This is a genomic window from Sphingomonas radicis, assembly GCF_051400635.1.
GTDB lineage: Bacteria > Pseudomonadota > Alphaproteobacteria > Sphingomonadales > Sphingomonadaceae > Sphingomonas.
Genome location: NZ_JBLFFG010000002.1, coordinates 559291 through 571426 on the forward strand (window position 1 = coordinate 559291; position 12136 = coordinate 571426).

The 12136-nt window shown below is 64.9% G+C and carries 13 protein-coding genes; 5 read left to right on the forward strand and 8 right to left on the reverse strand.

Features of this window, described 5'->3' with window-relative positions:
* Positions 1-15 precede the first annotated feature (15 nt).
* The 4 genes from fucP to ACMGDH_RS09510 all read right to left on the reverse strand — a co-directional run bounded on the left by fucP (position 16) and on the right by ACMGDH_RS09510 (position 3161).
* On the reverse strand, positions 16-1311 hold the full coding sequence (gene fucP, locus ACMGDH_RS09495; protein ID WP_436827701.1) for an L-fucose:H+ symporter permease: 1296 nt from the start codon (positions 1309-1311) through the stop codon (positions 16-18).
* A 20-nt stretch (positions 1312-1331) separates the two neighbouring features.
* Positions 1332-2099 carry an SDR family oxidoreductase gene (locus tag ACMGDH_RS09500; RefSeq protein WP_436827702.1) on the reverse strand — a complete coding sequence of 256 codons (768 nt, stop codon included), beginning with the start codon at positions 2097-2099 and terminating at the stop codon, positions 1332-1334.
* Positions 2100-2118: 19 nt separating this feature from the next.
* Positions 2119-2859, reverse strand: coding sequence for an SDR family oxidoreductase (locus ACMGDH_RS09505; RefSeq protein WP_436827703.1), 741 nt, complete (start codon positions 2857-2859; stop codon positions 2119-2121).
* Between the two features lie 107 nt (positions 2860-2966).
* Positions 2967-3161, reverse strand: a complete 195-nt coding sequence (locus ACMGDH_RS09510) for a KTSC domain-containing protein (protein ID WP_436827704.1) — start codon at positions 3159-3161, stop codon at positions 2967-2969.
* A gap of 74 nt (positions 3162-3235) precedes the next feature.
* On the opposite strand from ACMGDH_RS09510, the gene ACMGDH_RS09515 reads away from it, so the two are divergent.
* The 3 genes from ACMGDH_RS09515 (at position 3236) to ACMGDH_RS09525 (ending at position 5486) form a co-directional block, all read left to right on the forward strand.
* Positions 3236-4252: an adenosine deaminase gene (locus ACMGDH_RS09515; RefSeq protein ID WP_436827705.1), complete on the forward strand. Its 1017-nt coding sequence runs from the start codon at positions 3236-3238 to the stop codon at positions 4250-4252.
* Entirely contained in the window at positions 4249-4770 is a 522-nt protein-coding gene (locus ACMGDH_RS09520; RefSeq protein ID WP_436827706.1) for a phosphoribosyltransferase, read from the forward strand. The genes ACMGDH_RS09515 and ACMGDH_RS09520 overlap by 4 nt, the downstream gene beginning before the upstream one ends.
* Positions 4771-4901: 131 nt before the next feature.
* Positions 4902-5486 carry a CC0125/CC1285 family lipoprotein gene (locus ACMGDH_RS09525; protein WP_436827707.1) on the forward strand — a complete coding sequence of 195 codons (585 nt, stop codon included), beginning with the start codon at positions 4902-4904 and terminating at the stop codon, positions 5484-5486.
* A gap of 57 nt (positions 5487-5543) precedes the next feature.
* On the opposite strand, the gene secA is transcribed toward ACMGDH_RS09525, so the two are convergent.
* Positions 5544-8288 (reverse strand): preprotein translocase subunit SecA, encoded by a 2745-nt coding sequence (secA, locus tag ACMGDH_RS09530; RefSeq protein ID WP_436827708.1) that lies wholly within the window; start codon positions 8286-8288, stop codon positions 5544-5546.
* Between the two features lie 111 nt (positions 8289-8399).
* Entirely contained in the window at positions 8400-8660 is a 261-nt protein-coding gene (locus ACMGDH_RS09535; protein ID WP_436827709.1) for a hypothetical protein, read from the reverse strand.
* A gap of 957 nt (positions 8661-9617) precedes the next feature.
* On the opposite strand from ACMGDH_RS09535, the gene argJ reads away from it, so the two are divergent.
* Together argJ and ACMGDH_RS09545 are read left to right on the forward strand one after the other, a co-directional pair.
* Entirely contained in the window at positions 9618-10847 is a 1230-nt protein-coding gene (gene argJ / locus ACMGDH_RS09540; RefSeq protein ID WP_436827710.1) for a bifunctional glutamate N-acetyltransferase/amino-acid acetyltransferase ArgJ, read from the forward strand.
* Between the two features lie 17 nt (positions 10848-10864).
* Positions 10865-11278 carry a GFA family protein gene (locus ACMGDH_RS09545; protein ID WP_436827711.1) on the forward strand — a complete coding sequence of 138 codons (414 nt, stop codon included), beginning with the start codon at positions 10865-10867 and terminating at the stop codon, positions 11276-11278.
* Here the strand turns inward: ACMGDH_RS09545 and ACMGDH_RS09550 are convergent.
* Together ACMGDH_RS09550 and trxA are read right to left on the reverse strand one after the other, a co-directional pair.
* On the reverse strand, positions 11275-11808 hold the full coding sequence (locus ACMGDH_RS09550; RefSeq protein ID WP_436827712.1) for a hypothetical protein: 534 nt from the start codon (positions 11806-11808) through the stop codon (positions 11275-11277). The two genes, ACMGDH_RS09545 and ACMGDH_RS09550, sit on opposite strands and share 4 nt — an antisense overlap.
* Positions 11805-12125, reverse strand: coding sequence for a thioredoxin (gene trxA, locus ACMGDH_RS09555; RefSeq protein ID WP_436827713.1), 321 nt, complete (start codon positions 12123-12125; stop codon positions 11805-11807). The genes ACMGDH_RS09550 and trxA overlap by 4 nt, the downstream gene beginning before the upstream one ends.
* Between the last annotated feature and the right edge of the window lie 11 nt (positions 12126-12136).

A 12136-nucleotide genomic window follows, 5' to 3' on the forward strand; every position in this document is an offset into this window, starting at 1 on the left:
AGACGCCCCGTACCCTCAGACCGTTACACCTGCCGGGGCTACAGCGTTCCGGCGCGCGAAGAGCGCAAAGGCGAGAATGACTGCAAAGGCCGCGGCGGGCACCAGCATCGCCGTGGCGATGCTCGTCCGGTCCGAGGTCCAGCCCATCAACGCAGTGAGCGCCGCGCCGCCGATGATCGCCATGATGATGAGCGAGGACCCCCATTTGCGCAGCGGGCCGAGCCCCTCCACCCCGAGCGCGAAGATCGTCGGGAACTGGATCGACATGAAGAAGCTGAGCGCCACCAGCGCGTAGAGGCCGGTCGCGCCGCCCGCCGCCGCCAAGACGGCGAGCAGGAGCGAGATCGTCGCGAACACCGCCAGCAGCACCGCGGGACGCACCCGCGCCATCAGCGCAGTGCCGATGAAGCGCCCGAGCGCGAACAGCAGCAGCGACACGAACAGCATGTCGGCCGCGGCCTTCTCCCCCATGCCCGGCACGTTCGCCTGCGCATAGCGGATCGTGTAGCTCCACACGCCGACCTGCGCGCCGACGTAGAAGAACTGGGCGCACGTGGCGAAGAGCAGGCGCGGCTTGGCGAACAATTCGGAGAAGCGGTGGCCGCCACTCCCCTCCTCCATGTGTGCCGTCTCTCCAGTGGGGAAGCGGATCAGCATCGCCGCGAGCGCGAAGCACAGCACGAGGGCGCCGAGGAACAAATACGGCCCCTGCACCGCAAGCACTTCCATCTGATAATAAGCGGTCCGCTCGGCGGCCGGCATTGCGGCGATCGCCGCCTCATCATGCTGGATGCCGGAAAGGATGAAATTGCGGCCGATCAGGATGCCGGTGATCGCGCCGAGCGGGTTGGCGGCCTGCGCCCAGTTAAGCCGCCGCGCCGCGCCCGCGGAATCGCCGAGTTCGGTCATCAGCGGGTTGGCCGATGTCTCGAGGAACGCGAGTCCCGACGCGATGACGAACAGCGCGAGCAGGAACAGCAGATATTGTTGCGCTGCCGCCGCCGGATAAAAGAGCAGCGCGCCCGCGCCATACAGCAGCAGCCCGGTGATGATCGCGGCTTTGTACCCATGGCGGCGCATCAGGAACGAGGCTGGAATCGCGAGCAGGAAATAGCCGAGATAGAAGACCTGCTGGACGAAGCTGGTGCCGAAATCCGAGAGAACGAACGCCTTTTTGAATTGGGCGATCAGGATATCGTTGAGATTGTTGGCGACACCCCAGAGGAAGAAGAGGCTTATGGTGAGGACGATCGCCGGCACATAGGAAGGCGTCCGGGACTCCGCCCCGGCGACCATTGCTTTCGATGCCATCCTCGCTCTCCCATCTTCTTTTATTCGTTTCCGTCGAGCGCGCGATCGAGGTGCGTGTATCCCCCGTCGACGAACACCCATTGGCCGGTCGTGTGGCTCGCGCGCGACGAGAGCAGGAATACCACCGTATCGGCGATCTCGCGCGGGCTCGTCATGCGATGACCCAGCGGTATGCTCTTCAGGATCGATTGCAGCGCGGCATCGGGATCATCGAAACGCTGGAGATGGCGCTCGTAGGAAGCCGTCATCACTTCGGCGGGAACGACTGCGTTGACGCGGACCCCGTCCTTGGCGAGCGCCGCCGCCCATTCGCGGGTGAGCCCCAGCACACCGGCCTTGGCAGCGACATAGCCGCTGGTTCCGCCCTGCCCGGTCACTGCCGTTTTGGAGGCGATGCCGACGATTGCGCCGCGCGACCGGCGCAGGTGCGGTAGGCAATGGTGCGTCATCGCATAATGCGACGAGAGATTGCGCAGTACCGATTGCGAGAACTCGGCGGTGCCCGCGTCGAGCCCGATATGATCGTTGCCGCCGGCGTTATTCACCAGCCCGTCGATCCGGCCGAACCGCCTGGCGGTCTGGCCCACGGCATCGGCACAGGCGGCATCGTCGCTCACGTCGACTTCGAAGAACACCGCGGTGCTCGCGGCCAAATCCGAACCCGGCGCCTCGCGGTCGAGGATCACCGGGATTGCGCCCTCCTCTGCTACGACATTCGAAATCGCCGCGCCGATGCCCCGCGCGCCGCCGGTGATGATCACCACCTTGTCGGCGAGATCCAGGTTCATGCGAAATGCTCCGGTCGCGTCACAGCACCGTCCATCCGCCGTCGATCACTGCCGTGGTGCCGGTGACGAACGCGCTCTCGTCGGAGGCGAGATAAACCGCGAGCGAGGCGATCTCCTCCGGCCGCGCGAGCCGCCCGGCAGGCTGGCGCGACGCAAATGCCTGATAGGTTTCGTCATAGCTCGCGCCCGAGCGCTCCGCCTGCTCGCGCACGCGCTCCAGCAGCGACGGAGTCTCGACTGTGCCGGGACAGATCGCGTTGCAGCGCACCCCCTGCGCGACGAAATCGGCCGCGATCGCCTTCGTCATGCCGATCACGGCGCCCTTGGAAGCGCCATAGGCGAATCGGTTGGGCACGCCGATGATCGACGAGGCGACCGAGGCGATATTGACGATCGAACCGCCGCCGCGCTCCACCATTGCCGGGAGATACGCCCGGGCGAGCTCGAACATCGCGGTGACGTTCAGCGCGAAGGCGGCATCCCAATCGGAGCGGGTACAATCGAGCACGGTGCCGGCATGCACCATGCCTGCCGCGTTGACGAGAATATCCACGGGGCCGGTCTGCGCGAAAATCGCCTCTGCTGCGTCCTTTGCAGTCAGGTCTTGGACGATCGCATGATCGAAAGACTCGAGCAGCGCCGCGTCCCGATCTACGGCGAAAACCGAAGCGCCCTGCACCAGAAAAGCCTCAGCGATTGCCCGCCCGATCCCCTGCCCCGCGGCGGTCACGAGTGCGCGCTTGGACGTCAGCCTGGTCACGAACGCCTCTCCTCTGGCTGTTGATCGGAAAAGCGGCAGCACCTCGCAACTATTTTCATATGTGGAACGTACTTGCACACGAAAAGCGGCGCAAGTGCGTAGCAGTGCTAGCGCTGGGTGAATGCAAACCGGTCGCGGACGCGCCGGTTGAAATAGCCGCCCTTGGAGGTGGCCTTCCGCATTCCCTGCGCGATCCGCGGCGGGACCTGATGATAGCTGTAGCGCTTGCCGCTGACGAAAGTGATGTCGAGGCGGTGGGCGGCCTCGTCATATTGCCAGTCGCGGATCACGCTGGAGGGCATGTCCGGCTAAACGCACGACCCGTCTCAGCTGCTCCCGCTTGCGCGGCGTTCGCGCGCCTGCAATGGTCCCCGCAATGCGCGATCTCGACGCTTTCATCACCGGCCTGCCCAAGGCCGAGCTCCACCTCCACATCGAAGGCAGTCTGGAGCCCGAGCAGATGTTCGCCTTCGCGCGGCGCAATGGCGTGGAGATTCCGTTCGCCTCGGTGGAGGAAGTGCGCGCCGCCTATAATTTCTCGAACCTGCAGGACTTTCTCGACATCTATTATGCCGGCGCCGACGTGCTTCGCACCGAGGAGGATTTCCGCGATCTCGCCCTTGCCTATTTCGAGCGCGCCGCCGCGGATGGCGTCGTGCATGCCGAGATCTTCTTCGATCCCCAGACCCACACGCACCGCGGCGTTCCCTTCGGCGTCGTCGCCAACGGGCTGCTCGCCGGCATGGCGGAGGCAGAGGCGCGGCACGGGATCACCTCGAAGTTGATCCTCTGCTTCCTGCGCCACCTCGACGAAGAGGATGCGTTCCGGACGCTGAGCCAGGCGCAGCCCTGGCTCGACAGGATAGAGGCGGTCGGTCTCGACTCCTCGGAGCTGGGGCATCCGCCTGCCAAGTTCGAACGCGTATTCGCAGCCGCCGCAGCGATGGGGCTCAAGCGCGTCGCCCATGCGGGCGAGGAGGGGCCGCCGGAATATGTCCGCGACGCGCTCGACCTGCTCCAGGTCGATCGGCTGGACCATGGCAACCGCTGTCTGGAAGACCCGGAGCTCGTCGCCCGCCTGGCGCGATCGGCGATGACACTCACCGTGTGCCCACTCTCCAATCTCAAGCTCTGCGTCGTCGACGCGATCGAGGAGCATCCGATCGACCGGATGCTCGCACTGGGTCTGCGCGCCACGATCAATTCGGACGATCCGGCCTATTTCGGGGGCTATGTCGCGGATAACTATCGCGCGGTGGCGCGCGGGCGAGGGCTCGGGCGCGGCGAGCTGGTGACGCTGGCGCGCAACAGCTTTCTCGGCTCCTTCCTCCCGGACGAGGCAGTCGCGGCGCATCTCGGCAGGCTGGATGCCTATGCGGAGATGCACCGGTGAGCGACATCGTCTTCACGCATTTCACCCACGACGAGATGGTGGAAGGTATCCATGCGTTGGCTGCGGCGATGGAAGCCGACGAATGGCGACCGACATTGCTGGTGGGCGTGGGTCGCGGAGGACTGGCGCCCGCGGTCTATTTCTCGCATCGGATGGACCTGCCGCTGGTTTCGATCGACCATTCGGCGCGCATCGCCCAGTTCGGCGAGGAGCTGATCGCGGTGCTCGCCCAGCGCAGCCTTCAGGGCGACCGGCTGCTGTTCGTCGAGGACATCAACGACAGCGGCCGCACGATTGGTGAGCTTCGGCAGGCGCTGGTGGAGCGTGGCGCTGAGATGGCGAATGTTCGCTTCGCGGTGCTGCTCGACAATATTCGTTCGGCTGAGCGCGTCGACTATCGATTCCGCGCCATCGACCGTCTCGTGACCAAGGACTGGTTCATCTTTCCCTGGGAAGCGATGGTCCGACGGGAGAAACTCATCGAAGAAGCGACGGAGGTGCCGGAACGGCTCGGCTAAGCAGTTGTTCAGCCTCGGTCAATCGATGATCGAGCACAGTTCATCGTGTCCCCGCTCATGAACATTCCGGTGTTCGCGCGCGTTCGACTGGCGATAGGCACCCTGCCCCTCGTCTAAATATCGGAGGAATCATGCTGAAAGGCATCATCAAGCGTTCACGCCTGGCGGCGCTCGCTGCAGCCCTGGCGGGAAGCGCGGCGCTCGCGGGCTGCATGACTGCTACGCCCTACCAGCCGGCGACCAATTCGTCGCGGATGGGCTATTCGGAAGAGCAGATCGAATCCAACCGCTTCCGCGTCAGCTTCGCCGGCAACACCATCACCTCGCGCGAGACGGTGGAGCGCTACCTGCTCTATCGTGCTGCCGAGCTGACCGTGCAGCAGGGCTTCGATCACTTCATCCTGGCCGACCGCGACACCGAGGCCAAGACCGAGATCCGGCGCACCCCCAGCGCCTATGGCCCCGGACCCTGGGGCTATTGGAGCCCCTATTGGCGCTATTATCGCCCGCGCTGGGGCTGGCGGACCTGGGATCCGTTCTGGGACGATCCCTTCTGGAACGACCGCGACTTCGACTATCGCACCGTCCGCCAATATGAGGCAGTCGCCGAGATCGTGATGGGACGCGGGCCCAAGCCCGACAACGTCCGCGCGTTCGATGCCCGCGACGTGCTCAACCGGCTTGGACCCCAGATCCAGCGCCCCACCCAGCGCTGATCCGAAACCAATCGTTCGAAACACCTCCCCGAGCCCCGCTCGGGGAGGTGTTTTCGTTCAGGCGGTCAGTGCGCCGTGGCAGTGCTTGTATTTGCGGCCCGATCCGCAGGGGCACGGCGCGTTGCGGCTCACTCGGCCTTCCCATTGCGCCGGATCGTCGCCCACGTCCTCCAGCGACGGCCGCGGGATGGCCATCGGCGGAAGATTGGCCGCAACCAGCCCGGCCGCGCCGCCATCATAGTCGCCGCTGTTGTCCTCGCCGGTCAGCGGATCGATGTGCGTCGTCAGGAAGTCCGGCAGCTCGGGAAGCTCGGGCGGCGGCGCCATGCGGAACTGCGCGTGCGCCAGCGTGCGCGTCACATCCTCGCGGATGTTCGACAGCATGCGCTCGAACAGCGCGAACGCTTCCTGCTTATACTCGTTGATCGGCGTCTTCTGCGCATAGGCGCGCAGGTGGATCACCTGGCGCAGCGCGTCGAGCATCGAAAGATGCTCCTTCCAGTGATGATCGAGGTTCTGGAGCAGGATCGACTTCTCGATCTGAGTCCAGGTCTCGGGATCGAGGTCATCGGACTTGGCGGTCACCAGCGCGTCTGCCGCGGCGCGGATGCGCTCCTCGACGGTTTCGGGCTCGAGGCCGTCCTCGGCCGCCACCCATTCGTCCACCGGCGCTTCGACGCCCAGCGTCGCGAGCACCTTCTCCTTGAGCCCGGCAATATCCCACTGCTCGGGATAGCTGTTCGGGGGGCAGGCCTCGCCGACGATCGCGTTGACCGTCTCGTGGCGCATGTCCTCGACGACCTCGCCCACCGTATCGGCATCCATGATGTCGGCGCGCTGCTCGTAGATGACCTTGCGCTGATCGTTCATCACATCGTCGTATTCGACGACCTGCTTGCGGATGTCATAGTTGCGCGCCTCGACCTTCTTCTGGGCAGTCTCGATCGCCTTCGAAAGCCACTTGGAGCCGATCGCTTCACCATCCTCGATATTGCTGCGCATCATCTTGGCGAACAGCGTGTTCGAACCGAAGATGCGCAGCAGATCGTCGTCGAGGCTCAGATAGAAGCGGCTGAGGCCGGGATCGCCCTGACGGCCCGAACGACCGCGCAGCTGATTGTCGATACGGCGGCTCTCGTGACGCTCGGTGCCGAGCACGAACAGGCCGCCGGCTTCCTTCACGCGCTCCTTCTCGGCGGCGATCTCGGCCTTGATCTGCTCGATCGCCTGATCGCGCGCCGGGCCTTCCTCCATACCCTCCAGCTCGTCGTGGATGCGGAACTCGAGGTTGCCGCCGAGCTGGATGTCGGTGCCGCGGCCCGCCATATTGGTGGCGATCGTCACGGCGCCCAGTCGGCCCGCCTGCGCGACGATGCCCGCTTCCAGCTCATGGTGGCGGGCATTGAGCACGGCGTGCTCGACGCCTTCCTTCTTGAGGAATTCGGAAAGCAGCTCGCTCTTCTCGATCGAGACCGTGCCGACGAGCACCGGCTGGCCCTTCGCCGAATGCTCGCGGATCTTCTTCGCGATCGCCGCGAACTTCTCCTGCGTCGTCTTGTAGAATTCGTCTTCCTCGTCGACGCGCGCAACCGGCAGGTTGGTCGGGATGGTGACGACGTTCATCTTGTAGATGTCGAAGAACTCCGGCGCCTCGGTCGCCGCGGTGCCGGTCATGCCCGAGAGCTTGGGGTACATGCGGAAATAGTTCTGGAAGGTGATCGAGGCGAGCGTCTGGTTCTCGGGCTCGATCCGCACGCCTTCCTTTGCCTCGACCGCCTGGTGCAGGCCATCCGACCAGCGGCGCCCGTCCATCATGCGGCCGGTGAACTCGTCGATGATGATGACCTTGTCGTCCTTCACGATGTAATCGATGTCGCGCTTGAACATCACGTTCGCGCGCAGCGCCTGATTGAGGTGGTGGACGACCTGGGTGTTCTCGAAATCATAGAGGTTGGCGCCGACGAGCAGCCCTGCGGTCTCGAGGATCCGTTCGACCTTTTCGGTGCCGTCTTCGGTGAGGACGACGGTGCGCTGCTTCTCGTCCTTTTCGTAATCCTCCGGAACGAGCTGCTTCACGACGGCATCGACGCCCATGTAGAGCTCGGACTTGTCGTCGGTGGGGCCCGAGATGATCAGCGGAGTCCGCGCCTCGTCGATCAGGATCGAATCGACTTCGTCCACGATCGCGAAATTGAACGGGCGCTGCACCATCGAGGCGCGCTCGTACTTCATGTTGTCGCGCAGATAATCGAAGCCGAACTCGTTGTTCGTGCCGTAGGTGATGTCCGCAGCATAGGCGTCGCGGCGCTGCTGATCGGTGAGGTTGGGGATGATCACGCCGGTGGTGAGGCCGAGGAAGCCATAGATCTGGCTCATCCATTCGGCGTCGCGCTTGGCGAGATAATCGTTCACGGTCACGACGTGCACACCCTGCCCTGGCAGCGCGTTCAGATAGGTGGCGAGCGTGGCGACCAGCGTCTTGCCCTCACCAGTGCGCATCTCGGCGATCTCGCCGCGGTGGAGGACGATGCCGCCGATCATCTGCACGTCGAAGTGGCGCATGCCGAGCACACGCACCGCCGCCTCGCGCACCGTGGCGAAAGCTTCGGGAAGCAGATTGTCGAGCTTCTCGCCGTTCGCGAGCCGCTCCCGGAACAGCACGGTTTGATTTGCGAGCGTCGCGTCGTCCATTGCCGAGATGGCAGGCTCGAACGCGTTGATCTTCTGGACGATGCTGCCGAGCGACTTGACGTAGCGCTCGTTGGAGGAGCCGAATAGAGTCTTGGCCAGGCCGCCGAACATGGAATTTTCCTGTCGTATCTGAATGTTGGTCAAGCAGGCACGGCATCGGCCGCTGCCCGCATCATGCGCAATTAGGAAAGGCGCGCTACATCGGCGCGCCGCGCACTGCAGCTATTCGAGCCGACGCTCGAAAGGCAGATGGGTCGCTGCAAGCGGCGCCGTGCGAGTCTGCGGAAGCAGCTTGCGCTGCTGAGTAGCGCGGCCTTCACGGATCACCGAAGGAAGCGCGCGCTGCGCGGGATCGACCGCGACCTGCACCGCCTCGGCCGCGCGGGCCACGGCGACACCCTGCACCTGACGCAGCGCACGATCGCCCGAACCGCCACCGGTCAGGCTCGCGAACAACGCAGTCAGGAGAAGCAGCAGGTTCAAATCGGCCCTCTCACAGCAGGAGGCAGCGACATAGTGCGCCGTATGGCGTTCGTCTAATCAAAAGCTCCGTCCGCGAGACGTTTTCGCCGGGATTTCCGTTCCAAGCGCGCCGAGAAGGCGATGACGGACCTGGTGCGGGCCGAGGCGGGGGCGGGGCGCCACGCGCTCGATCTGGTTTGGCCGGAACTTGACACTAGCTTGACACGATAAGGCGTTTTTCTCCGGACGCGACAGGGAAGCGCCGACAAAGCGGCAGCGAAGCTACAGCAAAGCGGCACCGACACGGCACTGACGCTACACCCACGCTACGGTGACGCTACAGTGACGCGGCACCCACGCTACAACGACGCGACAGCTACGCAGCACCGATGCGCCACTCACGCGGCACCTAAGCGGCAGGAAAGCCGCACTGACGCGGCGGCGAGGCGCCACCCACGCTGCAGTGGCGGGGACGCGGCGCTGGCCGACCCGGTGAGAGAGTAGCAACTTGCCCATATCAGAACAAAAGCAGATCAAATCCTACTTTGCCAGCGCTATGTCGAGCGAATGCGGGATGTGGCGCAGCGCCAAGCGCGGGAGGCGTAGACACTCATGTGTCCGCCCAAAACTTCCTCTCCCCTTGATAGGGGAGAGGATACCGGAGCTAGGCACTTCAGCGCCTAGCGGAGGTTGGAGAGGGGCAGAGCGGAGCGAAGCTCCGCGCGGCTGCTGTGCAGCCGCTCACCCCTCCCAGCTCCGACTAAGGCCTTGCTTCGCAAGACCTAAGTCTGCGCAACCCTCTCCCCTCCTCCGGAGGGGCGAGGGAAGATCTTGCCGAACGTTGATGCGGCCTAACCATATCTCGCCCGCCAACGCGCCGGGGGCTACCGCCGATCACTTCGGCCGAGGCGCCGCCAAAATCATTGATCTTTGCCCCCCGTTGCCCGAAGCGGACGCACCCTATCAGCAGGCAAGACCATGTCCATCGAACGCTCTCCCCTCGCCCCCGCCTCCTTCCCCACCCTGCCGGCGATTCCCGGCGTGACGCTCCGCGTGGCGCGGGCGCGGTACAAGGCGTGGGACCGGTGCGACCTGACCTTCGTCGCACTCGACGAAGGCACCAGCGTCGCGGGCGTGCTGACGCAGAGCCGCTGCCCCTCGCCCGAGGTCGAATGGTGCCGCAAGGCGCTGGTGCTCGGCCGGGCGCGTGCGCTGGTGGTCAATGCCGGCAACTCGAATGCCTTCACCGGCGATCGGGGCCGCGCCGCGGTGGAGAATCTCGCCGCGCGCACAGCACAGCATCTGGGTTGCGAGCCCTCCGACGTGTTCCTGGCCTCGACGGGCGTGATCGGGGTACCGCTGCCGATCGACAAGAGCGAAGCCGGGCTCGCCGCCGCCTTCGCCGCCGAGCCGTGCGGCTGGGAAGACGCCGCGGCGACGATCATGACCACCGACACCTTCGCCAAGGCTGCAGTGACGCAGGCGGTGGTGGACGGGCGCACCGTCAACCTCGTCGGGATCATCAAGGGTTCGGGGATGATCGCGCCCGACATGGCGACGATGCTGGGGTTCGTCTTCACCGATGCGGCAGTTGCACCCGAGTTTCTACAACGTGCGCTAAGCGATGCTAACACAAAGACTTTCTCGTGCATCACCGTGGACGGGGACACGTCGACCAGCGACACCGTGCTCGCCTTCGCCACGGGCAAGGCAGGGAACGCGCCGCTGGCGAGCGACGACGATGCCGGTGCCGATGCCTTCCGCGCCGCGCTTGCCGACCTCTGCCACCAGCTCGCGCTGCTGGTGGTGCGCGACGGCGAAGGCGCACAGAAGCTGATCGAGATCACCGTCGAAGGCGCCGAGAGCGACCGCAGCGCCCACCGCATCGCCATGTCGATCGCCAATTCACCACTGGTGAAGACTGCGATCGCGGGCGAGGATGCCAACTGGGGCCGGGTGGTGATGGCGGTCGGCAAGGCCGGCGAGCCTGCCGAACGCGACAAGCTGGCGATCCGCTTCGGCACGACGCAGGTCGCGCAGGGCGGACTGGCGGTCGAGGGCTATGACGAAGCGCCGGTCGCCGCGCATCTGAAAGGGCGAGAGATCGAGATCGGAGTGGACCTGGGGATCGGCGAGGGCCGCGCGACCGTTTGGACCTGCGATCTCACCCACGGGTATATCTCGATCAACGCCGATTATCGGAGCTGAAGCGAAAGGGAGCGGGCATGGAAGGCGGGTGCCTCTGCGGCAAGGTGCGCTATCGGCTGCTGTCCGGGCCTTTCGACGCCGGCTGGTGCCATTGCAGAACCTGCCAACTGAGCTCGGGAAGCCCGGCGATGGCCTTTGCCACGGTGCCGATCGGGGATTTCGTGTTCGTCGAAGGCGCCGAGCTGGTGGGCACCGTGGTGTCGAGCGACTTCGGGCATCGGCGGTTCTGCACCGGGTGCGGGACGCCTTTCCTGATGCAGGTGCAGCACCAGCCGGAGACGGTGGACTTCTCTATCGCGACGCTGGACGCTCCGGACGCTGTCGTTCCGGGGTTCCACATCTTCTACGCGAGCCGGATCGGCTGGGCAGAGGCGTGTGACGAACTGCCGCGGCACGAGAAGTTTCGGCCGGATACGCGGGGGTTGGATTAGAGGGGCGTCATCTCGTGCATCTCGTCGACCAGCACGAGCCCGTGGCTCATCCCGAGATGTCCGTATCCCATGGCCTCCGGCCTATCCTGATCGCGCGATGCACGACCAAGAAAACGCACGCGATATAGCTGCTGACTGGGTTCGCGCCGCCACGCCTTCGGCATCCGGCTCTCGTCGTCGATTTCGAGCCAGACCCGCTTACCTTGGTCAAAACCAGGCAGCGCGCTGGTGTCGCGAACGCCTTCGACAAATCGAGAGCCCTCGAATTCATCGATCCAAATGCCCGTGAATTCGCGCGGAGCGGCGAAATCCACGCACTGGCGATCCGGGCTTCTATCGACAACAGTGAACTCGCCCTCGCGTCTCTCGCGCGTCGGACAGCGGCGAATTTCGTCCTTAAAGCTTTGCGGTAGATTTGGATTAGCCAGCGCGGCCCGATCCATCTCTGACAGATTCTCGGCCGCGTTCGGCACACATGCGGCAAGGCAGGCGAGCAGCGTGATCGCGCTCGCCTGTCCCGAACGGATCAAAGCTCGCGTTCGATCCACTGCTTGATGCCGTTCTTGGGCAGCGCGCCGACCTGAGTCGCGGCGGGCTGGCCGTTCTTGAACAGGATCATCGTGGGGATGCCGCGGACGCCGTACTTGGTCGGCGCGTCGGGGTTCTCGTCGATGTCGATCTTGACGATGTTCACCTTCTCGCCGAGCTCTGCGGCAAGCTCTTCGAGCGCGGGGGCGATCATGCGGCACGGCCCGCACCACTCGGCCCAGAAATCGACGAGCACGGGCTTTTCGGCCTGCAGCACATCCGCATCGAAGCTCGCGTCGGTAACAGCCTGAGTGGCCATGGCGTTGTTCT